Annotated in this window: 20 protein-coding genes; 12 read left to right on the top strand and 8 right to left on the bottom strand. The window is 67.0% G+C overall.

Annotated features, from left to right (window positions below):
* Positions 1-119 precede the first annotated feature (119 nt).
* Complete coding sequence (locus QW845_RS24690; RefSeq protein WP_315804130.1) at positions 120-1,136, top strand: carbon-nitrogen hydrolase family protein; 1,017 nt, start codon at positions 120-122, stop codon at positions 1,134-1,136.
* 19 nt (positions 1,137-1,155) lie between these two features.
* Here the strand turns inward: QW845_RS24690 and QW845_RS24685 are convergent, their stop codons facing one another.
* Together QW845_RS24685 and QW845_RS24680 are read right to left on the bottom strand one after the other, a co-directional pair.
* Entirely contained in the window at positions 1,156-1,617 is a 462-nt protein-coding gene (locus QW845_RS24685) for a PEGA domain-containing protein (protein WP_315804129.1), read from the bottom strand.
* Positions 1,618-1,731: 114 nt separating this feature from the next.
* On the bottom strand, positions 1,732-2,667 hold the full coding sequence (locus QW845_RS24680) for a glycine reductase (RefSeq protein ID WP_315804128.1): 936 nt from the start codon (positions 2,665-2,667) through the stop codon (positions 1,732-1,734).
* Between the two features lie 142 nt (positions 2,668-2,809).
* Here QW845_RS24680 and QW845_RS24675 point away from each other — a divergent pair, with 142 nt between their 5' ends.
* The 8 genes from QW845_RS24675 (at position 2,810) to nadC (ending at position 10,019) form a co-directional block, all read left to right on the top strand.
* Complete coding sequence (locus QW845_RS24675; protein WP_409997961.1) at positions 2,810-3,826, top strand: transglycosylase SLT domain-containing protein; 1,017 nt, start codon at positions 2,810-2,812, stop codon at positions 3,824-3,826.
* Between the two features lie 122 nt (positions 3,827-3,948).
* Positions 3,949-4,695, top strand: a complete 747-nt coding sequence (locus QW845_RS24670) for an AzlC family ABC transporter permease (protein WP_315804126.1) — start codon at positions 3,949-3,951, stop codon at positions 4,693-4,695.
* Positions 4,692-5,036, top strand: a complete 345-nt coding sequence (locus QW845_RS24665; protein WP_315804125.1) for an AzlD domain-containing protein — start codon at positions 4,692-4,694, stop codon at positions 5,034-5,036. Before QW845_RS24670 ends, QW845_RS24665 begins: the two co-directional genes overlap by 4 nt.
* 78 nt (positions 5,037-5,114) lie before the next feature.
* Positions 5,115-5,597, top strand: a complete 483-nt coding sequence (gene tsaA / locus QW845_RS24660; protein ID WP_315804124.1) for a tRNA (N6-threonylcarbamoyladenosine(37)-N6)-methyltransferase TrmO — start codon at positions 5,115-5,117, stop codon at positions 5,595-5,597.
* 15 nt (positions 5,598-5,612) lie between these two features.
* The gene (locus tag QW845_RS24655) at positions 5,613-6,569 is read left to right on the top strand and encodes an NrtR DNA-binding winged helix domain-containing protein (protein WP_315804123.1); all 957 of its coding nucleotides are present in this window, start codon (positions 5,613-5,615) and stop codon (positions 6,567-6,569) included.
* Positions 6,570-6,637: 68 nt separating this feature from the next.
* Positions 6,638-7,624, top strand: coding sequence for a quinolinate synthase NadA (gene nadA / locus QW845_RS24650; RefSeq protein ID WP_315804122.1), 987 nt, complete (start codon positions 6,638-6,640; stop codon positions 7,622-7,624).
* Positions 7,621-9,174 carry an L-aspartate oxidase gene (locus QW845_RS24645; protein WP_315804121.1) on the top strand — a complete coding sequence of 518 codons (1,554 nt, stop codon included), beginning with the start codon at positions 7,621-7,623 and terminating at the stop codon, positions 9,172-9,174. Before nadA ends, QW845_RS24645 begins: the two co-directional genes overlap by 4 nt.
* The gene (gene nadC, locus QW845_RS24640; RefSeq protein ID WP_315804120.1) at positions 9,171-10,019 is read left to right on the top strand and encodes a carboxylating nicotinate-nucleotide diphosphorylase; all 849 of its coding nucleotides are present in this window, start codon (positions 9,171-9,173) and stop codon (positions 10,017-10,019) included. The genes QW845_RS24645 and nadC overlap by 4 nt, the downstream gene beginning before the upstream one ends.
* On the opposite strand, the gene QW845_RS24635 is transcribed toward nadC, so the two are convergent.
* The 4 genes from QW845_RS24635 to QW845_RS24620 form a co-directional block, all read right to left on the bottom strand.
* On the bottom strand, positions 10,020-10,445 hold the full coding sequence (locus tag QW845_RS24635) for an HIT family protein (RefSeq protein WP_315804119.1): 426 nt from the start codon (positions 10,443-10,445) through the stop codon (positions 10,020-10,022).
* Between the two features lie 60 nt (positions 10,446-10,505).
* Complete coding sequence (locus tag QW845_RS24630) at positions 10,506-11,714, bottom strand: GNAT family N-acetyltransferase (protein ID WP_315804118.1); 1,209 nt, start codon at positions 11,712-11,714, stop codon at positions 10,506-10,508.
* A gap of 102 nt (positions 11,715-11,816) precedes the next feature.
* Positions 11,817-12,569 carry a glycerophosphodiester phosphodiesterase gene (locus QW845_RS24625; protein ID WP_315804117.1) on the bottom strand — a complete coding sequence of 251 codons (753 nt, stop codon included), beginning with the start codon at positions 12,567-12,569 and terminating at the stop codon, positions 11,817-11,819.
* A gap of 30 nt (positions 12,570-12,599) precedes the next feature.
* Positions 12,600-13,067 (bottom strand): RidA family protein, encoded by a 468-nt coding sequence (locus QW845_RS24620; protein WP_315804116.1) that lies wholly within the window; start codon positions 13,065-13,067, stop codon positions 12,600-12,602.
* Positions 13,068-13,272: 205 nt separating this feature from the next.
* On the opposite strand from QW845_RS24620, the gene QW845_RS24615 reads away from it, so the two are divergent.
* Positions 13,273-14,130, top strand: coding sequence for a cell envelope integrity EipB family protein (locus tag QW845_RS24615; protein WP_315804115.1), 858 nt, complete (start codon positions 13,273-13,275; stop codon positions 14,128-14,130).
* A gap of 8 nt (positions 14,131-14,138) precedes the next feature.
* Here the strand turns inward: QW845_RS24615 and QW845_RS24610 are convergent, their stop codons facing one another.
* Together QW845_RS24610 and QW845_RS24605 are read right to left on the bottom strand one after the other, a co-directional pair.
* Entirely contained in the window at positions 14,139-15,464 is a 1,326-nt protein-coding gene (locus QW845_RS24610) for a DNA polymerase IV (protein WP_315804114.1), read from the bottom strand.
* Positions 15,443-15,742, bottom strand: a complete 300-nt coding sequence (locus tag QW845_RS24605) for a DUF3572 domain-containing protein (RefSeq protein WP_315718395.1) — start codon at positions 15,740-15,742, stop codon at positions 15,443-15,445. The genes QW845_RS24610 and QW845_RS24605 overlap by 22 nt, the downstream gene beginning before the upstream one ends.
* A 217-nt stretch (positions 15,743-15,959) precedes the next feature.
* On the opposite strand from QW845_RS24605, the gene QW845_RS24600 reads away from it, so the two are divergent.
* Positions 15,960-16,325 carry a response regulator gene (locus tag QW845_RS24600; RefSeq protein ID WP_008964019.1) on the top strand — a complete coding sequence of 122 codons (366 nt, stop codon included), beginning with the start codon at positions 15,960-15,962 and terminating at the stop codon, positions 16,323-16,325.
* Positions 16,326-16,337: 12 nt separating this feature from the next.
* Positions 16,338-17,756, top strand: a complete 1,419-nt coding sequence (locus QW845_RS24595) for a PleD family two-component system response regulator (RefSeq protein WP_315804113.1) — start codon at positions 16,338-16,340, stop codon at positions 17,754-17,756.
* Positions 17,757-18,626: the final 870 nt, after the last annotated feature.

Below are 18,626 nucleotides of genomic sequence, written 5' to 3'. Positions count from 1 at the left end.
CGTCCCGGCCGCAGTCGAATGTTCGTTCCCTGGGAGACGAGCGCGAAAGCCGGCTGGCGTCAATAGTTGGCCCGGTCGCGGCGCCACCCGCCGCGCACGGGCATCAGGGAGCAGCAGCGATGGGACTGGCACATCCGAAATACAAGGTGGCGGTGGTGCAGGCGGCACCGGCCTGGCTCGACCTGGACGCCTCGATCAAGAAGACCATCGCCCTGATCGAGGAGGCGGCCGACAAGGGCGCCAAGCTGATCGCGTTTCCGGAGGTGTTCATCCCCGGCTACCCCTGGCACATCTGGATGGACTCGCCAGCCTGGTGCATCGGCCGCGGCTTCGTGCAGCGCTATTTCGACAACTCGCTGGCCTATGACAGCCCGCAGGCCGAGGCGCTGCGGGCTGCCGTGCGCAAGGCGAGGCTGACCGCCGTGCTGGGACTCTCCGAGCGCGACGGCGGCAGCCTCTACATCGCGCAATGGCTGATCGGCCCCGAGGGCGAGACCATCGCCCGGCGCCGCAAGCTGCGGCCGACTCATGCCGAGCGCACCGTCTACGGTGAGGGCGACGGCAGTGACCTTGCGGTGCATGATCGTCCCGATATCGGCCGGATCGGTGCGCTGTGCTGCTGGGAGCATCTACAGCCGCTGTCGAAATACGCAATGTACGCGCAGAACGAGCAGGTCCATGTCGCAGCGTGGCCGAGCTTCTCGCTGTACGATCCGTTCGCGCCGGCGCTCGGCGCCGAGGTCAACAACGCCGCCTCGCGCGTCTATGCGGTCGAGGGCTCGTGCTTCGTGCTGGCGCCGTGCGCCACCGTCTCGCAGGCGATGATCGACGAGCTGTGTGACCGGCCCGACAAGCACGCGCTGCTGCATGTCGGCGGCGGCTACGCCGCGATCTTTGGTCCGGATGGCTCTTCGCTCGCCGAGAAGCTGCCGCCGGAGCAGGAAGGCCTGCTGATCGCCGAGATCGATTTGGGCATGATCGGCATCGCCAAGAATGCCGCCGATCCGGCGGGGCACTATTCGCGCCCCGATGTGACCCGGCTGCTGCTCAACAAGAAGCCGCTCAACCGGGTCGAGCAGTTCGCGCTGCCGGTCGATGCTGTCGCGACCAGCGAGGCACAATCGGCGGCTGGCTGACAGGCAACCCTTGGCGGCGCTAGGTCCCGGCCTCCGGTTGTGCCGGCGGCGGAGCCGGCCGCCGCGGCGGCCGCTGCGCACGGCCTGCCGGCGCCGCCATGCGCGGCTGCAAGGTGACGATCACCGGGTTCGGCTTGTGGTCGGTCGCCGCGCCCGTCGCTGCGTCCACTCCCATGCCGATCAGGCCGCCCGCCAGGATGTTGCCGGCGAAGCCGGCCGCGCCGGTCGCCGGGATGTCCTTGGTCAACGGGATGATCTGGGTCTCGTAGCCAGGTTTTTCGATGGTGACGGAGATGTCGGCATTGCGCTTGGCGACGAACGAACAGGGCGTCGTGCAGGTCATCGGCGCTTCGAGACCGGCGACCGTGGCCTCGGCGCCGGACGGCGTCGACGCGACGCTGATCGTCTCGGTTGTACCCCGCGTTACGGACGCGCAACCTCCCAGCGCGGCGCACAGCGCCACCAACGCTACAACTCTCATTTGGTACTGCCCCCTTGAAACCCGGGGGAACTCAAGCGCAACTGGAGCGGGACGGCAAGCGCAATCAGCATTATCCGAAGAAATTCCCGGGCGAGTTTCGCCCGAGTGTGGCTTTCACACCTGCTTTCCACGAACCTGCCGCGCGATCGCCTTCTGCGCATCGAACTCGGCGCGCCGCCGCGCCAGCTCCTGCGGCGCGAGCATGGCGGGATTGCTGTAGTCGCGCTTCCAGCCGTGATCCTCGCTCCACTGCAAAGGCGATTGCACGGTCGTGCGTGCGGCTGGTGAACTCTCGAGGACACGTAAAGCCAAATCGAGCGTGAAGGCCTGCGAGGCCGCGTCGTGCGGCTTGCCGGCGGAATTGCCGAGCGGAAAATCCGAGAACAGGAAGCGCGGCGCGGCGGCGTGCTCGACGATGTCCTTGGCGCAGCCCATGACGACGGTCGCGACGCCGTTCGCTTCGAGATGCCGTGCCACAAGGCTTACGGTCTGGTGGCACACCGGACAGTTCGGCAGCAGCACGACGGCGTCGATCGCGTCGGCGCGGCAGCGCGCGAGAATCTCCGGCGCATCGGTCTCGATCGTCACGCGGTGGCTGCGATTGGTCGGGGCGCCGAAGAAGCGCGGTCCGACCGCGCCGATGCGGCCTTCACCTGCCAGCCTTAGGAGCTGTGGCAGCGGAAACCAGGTGCCGGAGTCCTCGGCCGAGGTGTGCACGCGATCATAGGCGATGTGGGAAATGCGCAGGTCGTGCTGCGCCGACGTGTCGCCGTCATAGACGGAGTAGAACTTGGCGCCGCCATTGTAGGGCGCGCCGGGGCCTTGATCGCCTTTGGCGGGATCGAAAGGCGCGGCCGTGGTGACGATGGTGACGCGCGACTGCGCGAGCGGCTTGCGCAGCGGCTGAAACGGCGCCGACGTGTAGTGGGCCCAGCGATAGGGCGTGTCATAGCCGATCGCCAGATAGTAGTCGCGCGTGCGCGCCATATAGGACAATGGCGCATCGCTGTCGGGCGCGAAGCCGAGTCTGTCGTCGGTCGGTGCGGTCATCCGTCGCGCTCCCTGCAGGACTTGGGGATTGCTAGCCGGCTCGTTCGCCGTGTCAAGGCGCCGCGCGGTGGAACCCCGCATGGTCTTCGGCTTTGTCTGTCGGCAGAATTCCAACCATTGCACCGCGCCCACGATGCTTTCCATGGTTTCCGTTGCTCGCATGGCCTGTCTCGGCCTTGCCTTGATGCTGACCATGCCCTTGTCCGGCGTGGCGGCGGAGCAGGCCTCCGACCGCGACGTTGCCGTGCCGGCTGATCCGAAGGATGGCGCGCGGCAGGATTCGCCGCAGGAGGCTGCGAAGCCGGCAGACGCTGCAGCAGAGGGCCCGGAGAACAAGACCGACGAGTCCAAGGAGAGCGGCACGCGCGAGGCGATCTGCCTGATGATCGAATCCGCAGCCAAGGCGAATGATCTGCCGCTCGAATTCTTCGCCCGCGTGATCTGGCAGGAGAGCCGCTTTCAGAGCGACGCAGTCGGGCCGGTCACGCGCAACGGCCAGCGCGCGCAGGGAATCGCCCAGTTCATGCCGGGCACGGCGAACGAGCGCCAATTGCTCGATCCGTTCGATCCGGTTCAGGCGCTGCCGAAGTCGGCGCAGTTTCTGGCCGAGCTGCGCGATCAGTTCGGCAATCTCGGGCTCGCGGCGGCGGCCTACAATGCGGGGCCGCGCCGGGTGCAGGACTGGCTCGCCGGCAAGGGGCAGATGCCCTGGGAGACCCGCAACTACGTCTCGGCGATCACCGGAGCCACGATCGATGAGTGGGCGGCCGCCGGCAACGGCGGCAAGACGCCGCCGAGCCCGCCGCCGACCTCGTGTCGTCAGCTGATGGCGATGTTGAAGCGCGCGCCGAATCCGTTCGTCACGGAGCTCGAGCAACATGTGGCGCTGTCGGCCGCGAAACCATGGGGCGTCCAGCTGGCTGCAGGCTTCGACCGCAACAAGGCGCTCGCGATGTATTCGCGGGCGATCAAGGGGCTCGGCCCGGTCATCGGCGACCGCGACCCGAGCCTGCTGTCGTCGGTAATGCGCTCGCGCGGCAACCGCGCCTTCTACCAGGTGCGGATCGGCGCCGAGACACGGGCCGAGGCCGACGCGCTCTGCAGTCGGATCCGCGGAGCCGGTGGTGCCTGCTTCGTGTTGCGCAATCGCTCCGGATAGCGCTGCCGCAGCATGGCGTGCGGGGGAATGGCTGCGCCGGACGCAGACCCGCGCGCGCCTGATGGCGGTTGACGCGCGCGGCTTTCGCCAGCCTTATCGCGGTTCGTTCCGCTGGGCCGCCCGTGACACTTCCTCCGCTCGATTCGCCGCAATGGCATGGTTCACTGCGCGCCTTCGGCTGGGGGCTGCGCGCGACGTCGGCGACCATCCTGTCGCTGGTGCTGTTCGTCACCTTCATCGGCATCGGCGCGCTCGCCCACGACACCCATTTCAGCATGCTCTGGGCGATCCTCTCTACCGCGCTGGTATGGGCCGGTCCGGCGCAGATCATCCTGGTCTCCACGCTCGGCTCCGGCCAGACCATTCTGCAATCGGCGACCGCGGTGACGATGAGCGCGATCCGGCTGTTTCCAATGGTGGTGGCGGTGCTGCCGCTGATCCGCTCGCCCCAGACCAAGCGGCGGCACCTGGTGCTGATCGCGCATTTCACCGCAGTCACCCTGTGGGTCGAATGCTATCGCTTCCTGCCGCATGTGCCGCGCGAGCGCCGCATCGCCTTCGTCCATGGCCTCGGCACCGGCCTGATGGGGATTGCGCTGATCGCGACCATCATCGGGTATCTTCTCGCCGCCAATCTGTCGCAGACCTTCGGCGCCGCGGTGCTCTTGCTGACGCCGCTGGCCTTCCTGTTCTCGACCCTGCGCAACGCCAGGGAGCTTGCCGACGTGCTCGCGCTGGGCCTCGGCCTCGTGCTGTATCCGCTGGCCGCCCAGCTCAACAGCGGCGTCGACATCCTGGTCAGCGGCGTCGTCGCCGGAACGCTCGCGTTCGGCGCGCACAAATGGCGCGAGCGGCGGGGGCTGGCATGAGCGACTTCATCGGCGATTGGCATGCGCTCGTGGTGCTGCTGGTGGCAGGCGTGATCCCCAACCAGATCTGGCGCCTGCTCGGACTTTGGTTCGGCAGCGGGCTCGACGAGGGCTCGGACCTGCTGATGTGGGTCAAGGCGGTCGCGACCGCCATCTTGGCGGGGGTCATCGCCCAGATCCTGGTGCAGCCGCCGGGCGCGCTCGCCAGCGTGCCGTGGGGCCTGCGCTACGGTGCCGTCGTTGCCGGCCTTGCGGCCTTCATGGCGACCCGTCGCTCGATCTTCGCCGGTGTCGTCTGCGGCGAGGCCGCGATGCTGGCCGGCAAATGGTGGCTCGGATGAGTTGCGCGATCTTGCGCGGCCGCAATTGCGGTGAGCCGAGGTTCGGATAGATTGCCGGGAAGACCTGAGGACTCCGCAATGACTGCTGATACCGATCTCCGCCCGGGCGAAGTCGCCATCGACGCGCCACAGCCGCGCGACGCCACGCTGTATTTCATCGGCCGTATCCGCACGCCCTGGACCTCGCGGCTGGAGACGCCGCGGCAGGGCAGCTTCGAGGGGCCGGTGTGCCGGCTCGAGATCTTCGAGCCCTGGGTGCCGGCGCTAGAGGGCATCGACAGTTTCAGCCATCTCCAGGTGCTGTACTGGCTCAACCGGGCGCGCCGTGATCTCGTAAAGCAGAGCCCGCGCCATCATGATGGCGAGACCCGGGGCACCTTCGCGCTGCGCTCGCCGGTGCGTCCCAATCCGATCGGCGTGTCGACGGTCCGCTTCGTCGCGCTGGAGGGCAGCACCGTTCTGGTGCGCGGTCTCGACTGCCTCGACGAGACGCCGCTGATCGATCTGAAACCGGATCACTGCGTGTTCACGCCGGCGGCGGCTGGCAAGGATGACAAATAGGACCGACAGATCCGGATGTCGAAGGTGAACAAGCGGCCGCAGAAGACGGTGACGGCTCTGGATGCGATCACGGCGGACCTCGTCGCCGTGCTGGTGGCGGTGACCGACGGGCAGCCCAGGATCATGACGATCGAGCACGCTGCGGCGCTGCCGAGCGGACCGTTTCAGTTCGGGCACCGCTCGCTGCAGACCGGCCTGCGCGCCTGGGTCGAGGCCCAGACCGGCCATCCCCTGGGCTATGTCGAGCAGCTCTACACCTTCGCCGACCGTGGCCGTACCGGCGATCCCGACGCGCCGCACCGGATCTCCATCAGCTATCTCGGCCTGACCCGTGAGGAGGAGGGGCGCGAGGGCGCGGATGCGCAATGGTCATCCTGGTACGACTACTTCCCGTGGGAGGATCATCGCGACGGGCCGCCGGCGATCCTGGCCAAGATCATCGCGCCGAAGCTGAAAGCCTGGGCCCGATCCGCCGACGAGCCGACGCTGCAGAAGACCAGGTGGCGGCGCGCCGCCATCACCTTCGGCCTCGATGGCCGCGAGTGGAACGAGGAGCTGACGCTGCAGCGCTACGAGCTGCTGTATGAGGCGGGGCTGATCCCCGAGAGCGTGCGCGAAAAGGGAGGCGATCCGATCGTGCCGGGCCGCGCCATGACGGGTGATCACCGCCGCATTCTCGCCACCGGCATCGCGCGGCTGCGCGCCAAGATCAAATACCGGCCGGTCGTGTTCGAGTTGATGCCGGAAGAATTTACACTCCTGCAACTGCAACGCAGCGTCGAGGCCTTGGCAGGCCGGCTCGTCCACAAGCAGAACTTCCGCCGCCTCATCGAGCAGCAGGAACTCGTTGAAGAGACAGGCGCAATCGCTGCCGACACGATCGGTCGGCCGGCCAAGCTGTTTCGCTTCCGGCAGGGCGTTCTGGCCGAGCGGGCGGTGGTAGGAACCAAGCTGCCGCTCTCGCGGTCTTGATCGCCCGCTCTTGACAAGGCTTATGCTCAGGATAAGTATAAGGCATCTTATGCTCATGGAGAGTATAAATGGCCGATCTTGTCCTGCCCGCCGTCGCGCCGAATGCATCGCTTGCTGAGCGCCTGAGGCGGGTGATCCCGCCGCCGGAATGGGCTGTCTTCGAGGACGATGTCGAAGCCATCCTGGCGCTGAAGCGCCGGCGCAATGCCGTGGTGCTGGCGCACAACTATCAGACGCCCGAGATCTATCACGGCGTCGCCGACATCGTCGGCGACAGCCTGCTGCTGGCGCGCGAAGCGACCAAGGTCGATGCCGAGGTGATCGTGCTCGCCGGCGTCCACTTCATGGCGGAGACCGCCAAGCTGCTCAATCCCGACAAGACGGTGCTGATCCCCGACGTGGAGGCGGGCTGCTCATTGGCGGAGTCGATCACCGCCGCCGACGTCCGGCTGATGCGCGCGCGCCACCCGGGCGTGCCCGTGGTCGCCTATGTCAACACGTCGGTGGCCGTGAAGGCCGAGTCCGACGTCTGCTGCACGTCCGGCAACGCGCGCGCGGTCGTCGAGTCGCTCGGTGTCGATCACGTCATCATGCTGCCGGATGAATATCTCGCGCGCAACGTCGCCGCACAGACCAAGGTCAGGATCACGGCCTGGAAAGGGCATTGCGAGGTCCATGAGCGCTTCAGCGCCGATGACGTCCGCACGCTACGCGACAACCATCCCGGGGTCACCGTGCTCGCGCATCCGGAGTGTCCGCCGGAGGTGGTGGCGGAGGCCGACTTCGCCGGCTCCACCGCGGCGATGTCGGACTTCGTCGGAGCAAGACGGCCGGTCCGGGTGGTGCTGCTCACGGAATGCTCGATGAGCGACAATGTCGCCGTGCTCCATCCCGACATCGAGTTCATCCGCCCCTGCAATCTGTGCCCGCACATGAAGCAGATCACGTTGAAGAACATCCGCCATGCGCTCGAGACCAATACGCACGAGGTCACGATCGATCCCGCGATGGCCGAGCGCGCGCGGCGCGCCGTGGAAAGGATGCTGGCATCATGAGCATCGATGTTTCGAAGTTGGCTGGCCGTCCCGTGATCATCGGCGGCGGAGCCGCAGGTCTGATGACGGCGCTTCAGCTCGCGCCCGAGCCCGTCGTGCTGCTGTCGAAGTCGCCGCTCGGCGCGGAGGCATCGAGCATGTGGGCGCAAGGCGGACTGGCCGCGGCGGTTGGCGATGACGATGATCCGTCGCTGCATCTTAAGGACACGCTCGCTGCCGGAGCGGGATTGTGCGACGAGTCCGCCGCGCGCCGTATCATCGATGCTGCGCCGGCCGCGGTCGAGCGCCTCGCCCAGCTCGGCGTCGCGTTCGACCGGCATGCGGATGGACGCTGGCGTCTGGGCCTGGAGGCCGCGCACAGCCGCAAGCGGATCGTGCATGCGACCGGCGACGGCACGGGACGCGAGATCATGCGCGCACTGATCGCGGCTGTGCGGCGTTGTGCTTCGGTGACCTTGCTCGAGGGCGTCGAGGCGCGCCGGCTGATTGTCGACGACAACGCGATCCAGGGCGTGGTTGCGGTGCGCGGCGATGCGGCTCTGATCCTCGCCACGACACGCGTCGTGATCGCAACCGGCGGCATCGGCGGGCTGTTCCTCGACAGCACCAATCCCACCGGCTGCTTCGGCCAGGGGCTCGCGCTGGCGGCGCGGGCCGGGTCCGTGCTGTCCGATCTCGAATTCGTGCAGTTTCACCCCACCGCGTTTGACGGGCCCTCGCGGCCGCTGCCGCTTCTCACCGAGGCGATCCGCGGCGACGGTGCGGTGCTGATCGACGAGACCGGCACGCGCTTCATGGCCGACGAGCCGGGGGCCGAGCTGGCGCCCCGCGACGTGGTGGCGCGCGCGGTGTGGCGGCGCCGCGCGCAGGGACACCGTGTGTTGCTCGATGCGCGCGACAAGCCGGGCAAGGATTTCGCCGCGCGCTATCCCGTGATCAGCGCCTTCTGCCGCATGGCGGGCATCGATCCCGCGCGCGATCCGATCCCCGTGCGGCCGGCCGTGCACTATCATATGGGCGGCGTCGCTGTTGACGCGATGGGACGCAGCACGGTCGAGGGCTTGTGGGCCTGTGGCGAGGCCAGCCGCACCGGCCTGCACGGCGCCAACCGGCTCGCCAGCAACTCGCTGATGGAAGCGATCGTCTGCGCGCAATGGGTGGCAGAAAGCGTGGCCGGCGCGCCGCAGCGTGCGGGCAAGCCGTGCGCGGTGGCGGTCATTCCGCCGGCGTCCGATCCGTCGGCCGTACGGCCGCTGCTGTCGGATGCGCTCGGCGTGATGCGCGAGCGCCGCACGATCGCGGCGGCCGTCAGCAGCCTGCTTCCGCTGGCGGAGCAGGCAGGGCCCGCGGCTGATCCTGCGCTGGTCGGCCTGATGCTCGCGGTCGCGGCGCATGCCCATGAGGAGAGCCGCGGCGCGCATTTCCGCAGCGATCGTCCGGACACGCGGACCGTCGCGCAGCCGTCCAGCTTCACTCTGCCCGAGGCGATTGCGGTTGCGCGCGACATCGTCGAGGCCGAGCAGACGCCGTTGAGGAGTGCAGTGCCATGAGTCTCAATCCTCTCTCGCCCTTGCTCTACGAGCCGCTGGTGCGCATGGCGCTGCTTGAGGATCTCGGCCGGGCCGGCGACATCACCACCGATGCCATCGTGCCGGCCGAGCAGCGCGCATCGCTGAAGCTGCGGGCGCGCCAGCACGGCGTGATCGCGGGCCTCGATGTGGCGCGCTGCGCCTTCCAGACCGTCTCGCCGGACGTGCGCCTGGAGGTCGTGCGGCCTGATGGCAGCGCCGCGGCGCCGGGAGACACGATCGCAACCATCAGCGGCCCGGCGCGGGCGCTGCTGACCGGCGAGCGCGTGGCGCTCAACTTCCTCTGCCGCTTGAGCGGGGTCGCCAGCGCGACGGCGTCGCTGGTCGCGGCGGTGAAAGGGACCAAGGCGCAGATCGTCTGTACCCGGAAGACCACGCCGGGCCTGCGCGCGCTGGAGAAATATGCGGTGCGCGCCGGAGGCGGCGGCAATCATCGGTTCGGGCTCGACGATGCCGTCCTGATCAAGGACAACCACATCGCCATCGCCGGCGGCATCAAGGCTGCCATCACGCGCGCGAAGGCCCATGCCGGCCATCTCGTCAAGATCGAGGTCGAGGTCGACACCTTGGCGCAGCTCGAGCAGGCGCTGACGCTCGGCGTCGACGCGGTGCTGCTCGACAACATGACGCCGGCGGAGCTCGAAACCGCGGTGGGCATGATCGGCGGCAAGGCCATCGCCGAAGCCTCGGGCCGGATCACCGTGGAGACCGCGCCCGCGATCGCCGCGGCCGGCGTCGACCTGATCTCCGTCGGCTGGATCACGCATTCGTCGGCCGCGCTGGACATCGGGCTCGACGAGGCCTGATCAGCCCTTCAGCGCCGCAATCAGCTTCGCCGCATTCTCCTCCAGCACCTTCGGATCTTCCTTGCGGCTCGCGGGCGGCAGCAGGGAATCGCCATTGTGGCGCGGCATGATGTGGACGTGCAGGTGGAACACCATCTGCCCGCCGGCATGCTCATTGAACTGCTGCACGGTGATGCCGTCGGCGGCGAACGCGGTCTTGGCCGCGCGCGCGATGGTCCGCACGGCGCGGCCGACATGGAGGTAGTCCTCCTCGGTGATATCAAGGATGTTGCGGGCCGGCACCTTCGGGATCACCAGCGTATGCCCGGGGACGCGCGGCATGATGTCGAGGAACGCCAGCACGTGGTCGTTCTCGTAGACCTTGGTGCAGGGGAATTCGCCGCGCAGGATCTTTGCGAACGGATTGTTGGGATCGTAGGCGGTCATGGGCAGTCCCTTAAGCGGTTCTTCTTGGTGCGCCTTACTCTCACCGGCAGGTGTCGCCGGTCAAGATGGCTCGTCCATGCCTTTCCGGAACGGTCCGGATTCGGCGAGCTCGCGGCCGGCCTGCTCGACATAGGCGCGCTCGCGCTTGAGATAGTCGTCGATGGCGTGGCGCAGGCCGCGGTCGGCGATGTAGTGGGCGGAGTAGGTGGTCTGCGGCAGGTAGCCGCGCGCGATCTTGTGCTCGCCCTGGGCGCCGGCCTCGACCACGGCAAGCTTGTGCTGGATCGCAAAGTCGATCGCCTGGTAGTAGCAGACCTCGAAATGCAGGAACGGGTGGTGCTCGATCGCACCCCAGTTGCGGCCGAACAGCGTGTCCGAGCCGATGAAATTGATGGCCCCGGCGATCCAGCGGCCGTCGCGCCTGGCCATCACCAGCAGCACGTCCTCAGCCATGGTCTCGCCGATCTGCGCGAAGAACTTGCGGGTCAGATACGGCCGGCCCCACTTCCGCGAGCCGGTCTCCATGTAGAACGCGAAGAACGCGTCCCAGGCGTCCTCGGTGATGTCCTTGCCGGTCAGCCAGTGGATGGTGATGCCGGCGGCCAATGCGTCGCGCCGCTCGCGCTTGATCGCCTTGCGGTGGCGCGAATTCATCGTCGCCAGGAAATCGTCGAAGCTGGAAAAACCCTGATTGTGCCAGTGGAACTGCTGGTCGGTGCGCTGCAGGAAGCCCTGCGTGGCGAGCAGCTGCCACTCGGACTCCCGGGCGAAGGTGACATGGACCGAGGACGCCTCGCTGATCCCGCACAGCGCCTTGAGCCCCTGCGCAAGCGCATTGCCGATCAATTCCTGGTCCTGGTCGGCGCGGATCAAGAGCCGCGGCCCGGTCGCCGGCGTGAACGGGACCGACACCTGCAGCTTCGGATAATAGCGGCCGCCGGCGCGCTCATAGGCGTCGGCCCAGCCGCGGTCGAAGACGTATTCGCCCTGCGAATGGGACTTCAGATAGCACGGCACGACGCCGAGGATCTCGTCGCCGATCTTCGCCACCAGATGGCGCGGCGCCCAGCCGGTACGCAGGGTGGCCGAGCCAGAGGCTTCGAGCGCCGAGAAAAACGCATGTGAGATGAACGGATTGTAGCCGCGGCCGCAGGCGGGAGATGAGCCGGGACCAACGCGACCGCCGGGATTGGCGCAGGCATCCCATGCGGCCGCCGGGATCTCGCTGATCCCGGGAACGGCTTCGAGCGTGATCTCAGGCGATGCCATCGAGTCCTTGTCAAACCGGCCGGCACGGGACGCCCCGGCCGGGACGTTCCAGATGCCACGCCCTGAAGATCGTGCATCGCAGCAGCGAGTTCAAGGCCGGCGTCACGTCTCCGGCGTAAACCCTTCGAAGATCATCTGATCCGCGTAGCGGGCCGCAGCGGCGCGCTGCTCGGGGGTGCGGACGGTCCAGGTCAGCAGCGGGCAGCCGAACACATTGCGCGCGATCCAGGGGGCCGGCGCAGGCAGCTGGTCGATCCAATAGGCGACGAAATGCGGCTGGCTGCTGAAGCCGTGCTTCAGATGCAGCATGCTGTCGCGCTGCGCCTGGGTCAGCTTGGCCCAATAGCCGTCCTCGTAGCTGCGCTGCGCGACGATGCCGCGCGTCAGCTTCGGCATGGTCTCGCGCAAGGCACGGACCTGGTCCGGATCGAACGACATCCCGACCACCGGCCCGGAGTAGGACGCCAGCACCTCGGCCATGCGCCGGACCAGACGGCGATCGCCCTGGAACGTGCTCTTGACCTCGACGACCAGCGGCACGCGTCCGGCGATCAGGTTGCAGAGGTCGCCGAGCGTCATCATCTGCTCGTCGGTCTGCTTGAACTTGATCGCTTTCAGCTCTGCCGCGGTCTTCTCGATCAGTGGGCCGGTGCCCTCGGTGAGGCGTCCGAGATCATAGTCGTGATGCACCATGGCCTCGCCATCGGCCGACAGCTGGATGTCGCATTCGATGGCGAAGTTGCCGGCCACGGCGCCGCGTGCGGCGGCCGGCATGTTCTCGATGATGCCGCTGACAGCATCGTGAAGGCCGCGATGGGCGACGGGGCGGGCCGTCAGCCAGTCAGGTGCGCGCATTCGCCCCGTCCATTGTCTTCAATTTCGAACTCACTCAACCTCGAACACGCCTTCGACTTCCACCGCCGCATCGGACGGCAGGGCCGAGACGCCGACGGTGGTGCGGGCGTGGCGGCCCTTGTCGCCGAAGGCGGCGACCATCAGGTCGGAGGCGCCGTTGAGAACCTTCGGTCCGTCGAGGAAATCGGGCGCCGAATTGACGAAGCCGCCGAGCCGGACCACGCGCACGACCTTGTCGAGATCGCCGACCGCCGCCTTCACCTGCGCCAGCAGGTTGACGCCGCAGCCCTTCGCGGCCGCATAGCCGTCCTCGATCGACACGCCGCCGCCAAGCTTGCCGGAAGCGATCATCTTGCCGTCGCCGCCGAGGCAGACTTGGCCCGACACGAACAGCAGATTGCCAGTGCGCACGAACGGGACGTAATTGGCCACCGGTGCCTTTGGTGCCGGCAGTGTGATGCCCTGTGCCGCCAGGTTCTGTTCGACCGTACCCGCCATCTCAAATCCCCGTTCTGTCGCCTGAAAGCCGGTCCCGTGCCGGACCGCGGCCCTGTTTGGCGCAGTTGCCAGTGACATGCAAGCTGCCAGCACCGACGCGATTCCGGCGCTTTAAGCGCACGTTTCCGTGAGACAGCCGCAGTTGCGACGCAATGCAGCGGTCTCTAATGTGACGGTTTAGCGATACGTCCTCCGAGGAAAACTCATGGCTCATTCGTTTCGACTGTCGATGGGAGCGCTCGCCGTCGCGGCGATCACGTTCGGTCCGGCGCAGGCCGGGGCGGCGGTGCCGTTCCTGCCGCATCAGGCGCTCTACGACCTGAGCCTGGTCAAGTCGCGCGGTTCGAGCCCGGTCAACAGCGCGCGCGGCCGCATCCTCTACAATTTCTCCGGCAACGCCTGCGACGGCTACACTTCGGAATTCCGCCAGGTCTCGGAGCTCGATCTCGGGGAGGGCAAGGTGACCCTGAGCGACCTGCGGTCCACCGCATGGGAGGACGGCGCCGGGAAGAGCTACCGCTTCAAGATCGACTCGCGCATGAACGAGCAGGCCTCCAGCCCGGTCGACGGTATCGCCGAGCGCACCGGCGATCACATCACCGTCAAGCTCAAGCAGCCCGAGGCGAAGACCTTCACGCTCGACGGCTCGACCGTTTTTCCGACCGAGCAGATTCATCGCATCATCGCCGCCGCGCGCGAGGGCAAGTCGCTGCTCGAGCTGACGGTCTATGACGGCTCGGACAATGGCGAGAAGGTCTACAACACGCTGACCGTGATCGGTGCGCCCGTGCCGGCCGACAAGGCCGCCGCCAAGCCCGACGCCTCGACCGACAATGACGAGATGAAGAAGATGACGCGGTGGCCGGTGACGGTCAGCTATTATGACCGCGACGCCAAGCGGGCCGAGGGCGAGCAGACGCCGGTCTACGCGATGTCGTTCGAGCTCTACGAGAACGGCGTCTCGCGCGCGCTCGTGCTCGACTACAATGATTTCGTCATCGCCGGCGCGCTCGGCAAGTTCGACGTCAAGGACGTGAAGGACGGCAAGCCCTGCAGCAATTGACCGGGGCGTCATTCGGTCTGCTCCGGGCCGTCATAGGCGATGCCGCGGATCACCGCGGCCTGGCCGAACTTCTTGCGTAGCGCATCGATCGCGCGCTCGGCCGAGGCCGAGCGGCGGTCGAGCATGTCGGTGTCGGAGGCCTCCGAGCCCGGGCGCAACGCGCTGACGCCTGTGCCCATCAGCCGGAACGCCGTGCCGTCGGTCTCGCGCGCCAGCATCTCCTTGCAGATTGCGAAGATCTTGCCGGCGAGCTGCGTCGGCGCCGCGATCGATTGCGAGCGCGTTCGTTGACGGAAGTCCGCGGTCTTCAGCTTCAGCGTGATGGTCGACCCGGCGAGCTGGCTCGCCTTCAGCCGTGCCGACACCTTCTCCGACAGCCGCCACAGGGTCTTTTCCAGGGTCACGTAGTCGCGGATGTCGGTGTCGAAGGTGGTTTCGCTCGAGATCGTCTTGGCGCCGCGGTCGGCCACCACCTTGCGGTCGTCGATGCCGCGCGCCAGCCGCCACAGCCTGCGGCCGTCGCCGCCGAACTGCTTCATCAGCTCGATCTCGTCGGCGCGCTGCAGGTCGGCGATGGTGCGGAAGCCCTGGTTCGCCAGCCGTTGCTGGGTCGCCGGACCGACGCCGAAGATGAAGCCGACCGGCTTGTCGGCCAGCATCATCAGTGCTTCCTCCTGGTCGAGCGCGGCAAAGCCGCGCGGCTTGTCGAGATCCGAGGCGATCTTGGCCAGGAACTTGTTGCAGGACAGCCCGACAGACACCGTGATGCCGATGGTCTGCTCGACGTCGCGGGCGAAGCGCGCCAGCACCTTGGCCGGGATCATGCCGTGGACGCGCGCGGTACCGGAGAGGTCGAGGAACGCCTCGTCGATCGACAGCGGCTCGACCAGCGGCGTCAGCGCCTGCATCGCCTGCCGGACCTCACGCCCGACGCGGACATATTTCGCCATGTCCGGGGGAAGCACGGCCGCCGAGGGACACAGCTCCAGCGCCTTGAACATCGGCATCGCCGAGCGCACGCCATAGGTGCGGGCGATGTAGCAGGCCGCCGACACCACGCCGCGCTTGCCGCCCCCGATGATGACGGGCCGGTCGGCGACCTCTGGATTGTCGCGCTTCTCGACGGTTGCATAGAACGCGTCACAGTCGATATGGGCGAGCGTCAGCGCGGGCAGGGCGCGATGGCGGACGAGGCGCGGCGAGCCGCAGCCCGAACAGCGGCGCGCGCCATCGTCGAGGTCCGTCAGGCAGTCTCGGCAGAAGCAGGTCGGCCCGCTGACCGCGCGTGACCCGCTCGCTGGCGCCGAGCCGGTCACGGCACGTCGCGCTCCCACTGGCGGTCGCCCAATACCTGCCGTGCTGCCATGATATTGGTGGGATGTAACTTGGAGTGGGCGGCAAAAGCCTTTACCGTCTCGTCATCGCGCAGCACGAAATCGAGCACGCTGACCAGGAAATTGGGGTCGGCGGCCGAGGATCGCAGCGTCTCCGGCCCGATCCCGGTCTCGGCCAGGAAACGGCCCAGCCGCTCCGGTTCGCCGGCCAGGAAGCCGAGGGCCTGAACTGCAACGATTTCAGCGACTTCGCGCGGATTTCGAACGGGCTTTTTCAACGGCGGATTTGCCTTTCCGTTAACTTGTCGGCTCTACTTTGCGCCCATCATGCCCGAGTCTTCGGAATGGGTTCAAGCAAGTGGAAACCATCTCGGGGAAAGATGGAATCCCACCTTAACGGGTTTGAACGAATCTGGGGCTAGTTTGAATTAGATGAGTAGCGGTGGACAGTCGTCCGCCAGAGGACATGCCGGTGTCAGTGATTCGGAGGGGCGGATGGGCAAGACCGTCCTGATCGTGGAAGACAATGAGCTCAACATGAAGCTCTTCCGCGATCTGTTGGAAGCCCACGGGTACCAGACCTCCGGTACGTCCAGCGGCGTGGAGGCGCTCGACATCGTGCGCCGGACCCGCCCTGATCTGATCCTGATGGACATCCAGCTGCCGCAGGTCTCGGGCCTGGAAGTGACGAAATGGATCAAGGACGATCCGGATTTGCGTGCCATCCCGGTGGTGGCAGTGACGGCCTTTGCGATGAAGGGCGACGAGGAGCGCATCCGCGAGGGTGGCTGCGAAGCCTATCTTTCCAAGCCGATCTCGGTCGGAAAATTCATTGAAACGGTACGCCGCTTTATCGGCTAAGGAGTTTCTGCAGTGTCCGCGCGTATCCTCGTCGTCGACGACGTCCCGGCCAACGTCAAGCTGTTGGAGGCGCGGCTGTCGGCCGAATATTTCGACGTGCTGACCGCCGCGAACGGCGCCGAGGCTCTGCAGATCTGCCAGCGCGCCGAATGCGACATCATCCTGCTCGACGTCATGATGCCGGACATGGACGGCTTCGAGGTCTGCCGCAGGCTGAAGTCGAATCCGGCCACGCATTTCATTCCGGTCGTCATGGTGACGGCGCTCGACAGCCCGTCCGACCGCGTGCGCGGCCTGGAGGCCGGTGCCGACGACTTCCTCACCAAGCCCGTCTCCGACGTCGTGCTGATCGCGCGCGTACGCTCGCTGACGCGGCTGAAGATGATGACCGACGAGCTGCGCATGCGCGCGCTGACTTCGCTGGAGATCGGCGTGCAGGCGCCCGAGCGCAACGCCGTGGCCGATAGCGGCAGGGGCGGCAAGGTGCTGCTGGTCGACGACCGGCCGTCGTCCCATGAGCGGCTCGGTCCGATGCTGGCGACCGAGCATTCCGTCGACGTCGAGACCAATCCGGCCGAGGCCGTGTTCAACGCCGCCGAGGGCAATTACGACCTCGTCATCGTCTCGCTCGACCTCAACGATTTCGACGGCCTCAGGCTGTGCAGCCAGTTGCGCTCGCTGGAGCGCACGCGCCACGTGCCGATCCTGGCGATCGCCGATGCGGAAAACAATTCGCGGCTGCTGCGCGGCCTGGAGATCGGCGTCAACGACTATCTGCTGCGCCCCGTCGACAAGAACGAGCTGCTGGCGCGCGCACGCACCCAGATCCGCAAGCGCCGCTACACCGACCATCTGCGCGACAACGTCCAGAACTCGATCGAGATGGCGATCACCGACGCGCTGACGGGCCTGCACAATCGCCGCTACATGGAGACGCATCTGTCGACGCTGGCCGACCAGGCCGCGAGCCGCGGCAAGCCGCTGGCGCTGATGATGCTCGACATCGACTACTTCAAGTCGATCAACGACAATTACGGCCATGACGCCGGCGACGACGTGCTGCGCGAGTTCGCGATGCGCGTACGCAAGTCGATCCGCGGCATCGATCTCGCCTGCCGCTATGGCGGCGAGGAGTTCGTGATCGTGATGCCCGAGACCGACCTGCACGTCGCCGGGATGGTCGCCGAGCGGCTGCGGCGCTCGGTCGCCAACGAGCCGTTCTCGGTGCACAAGGGCGAGAAGCGCATCGAGGTCACGACCTCGATCGGGCTGTCGACCCTGGAGCAGAAGGGCGAGCCGATCGCCGACGTCATGAAGCGCGCCGACAATGCGCTGTATCGGGCCAAGAACGAGGGGCGCAACCGCGCGGTGGCGATCGCGCCGGTGCATCAGCCGCAATTCCTGCCGCAGGCCGCCGGCCGGGGCCGATAGAGGGCAGGGGCGCTGCGCCGCCTTATCACTCCGAATGCGTTGATCGCGAGCGGCCGACCCCTCTCCACACGTGATTCCGGGGCGCGCGTAGCGCGAGCCCGGAATCCATAGCCACGAACGGCTCTGTTTCGCGAGGTGCCAGTGGCGGCTGCCTTCGCCAGACCACGGCTCGGGGTATGGTTTCCGGGCTCGCGACTGCGTCGCGCCCCGGAATGACAGCGAGTGTGCGGCAGCATACTCCAAGACATAAATCATCATCCTCGCCGCGCATTCCGCGCCCGAGCTATGTCCGTCAAGACCCTCTTCGAGAACAGAGGGCGCAGGGAAGGCCGGGTGCTGGTCGCACCCATGGTCCGCGTGCAGAAAGAAAGCACGCGGCAGAACCACAGGTACGAGCCGGACATCCGGCCCTCCCTGCGCGATGGCTCTACGGCTTACTCCGTGCTCTCCCCGGGGACCGGCGTTCTTGCCCCCGTCACCGGCGCGCTTCGTCGCAGCGCCCGCTTGGCCTCAGCGTCGGGAGGCCAGGACCACACGGCTTCACCGTGCGCATCAGGATGTTCGTCCGCGCGGATCAACCACGCTGCACCCCGACACGCCCACCGCAACCCACCTCACGCTCGTGACGATCGCGATGCGCCCCTCATGGCGAGGTGGGATGTCATGGAGGTAGCACTATTTCTGGAAAAAAGAAAGCGCAAATTGCGCTCCGAACAGCCGACGAGAGTGATATGGTTGAAAGCGTTCGAGAAGCTCGTCTTTTGGCGCAGGATCATGTCGGCGCGCTCGGACGGACGCCCGAAAATAAGGCTGACGCTGATCGGACCTGCGAACGTCAGGCGTCTTATGTTAGCTTGATCGTGGCGTTGC

The organism is Bradyrhizobium sp. SZCCHNS3002 (assembly GCF_032377435.1).
GTDB lineage: Bacteria > Pseudomonadota > Alphaproteobacteria > Rhizobiales > Xanthobacteraceae > Bradyrhizobium.
This window is presented reverse-complemented; position numbering and strand designations above follow the sequence as displayed.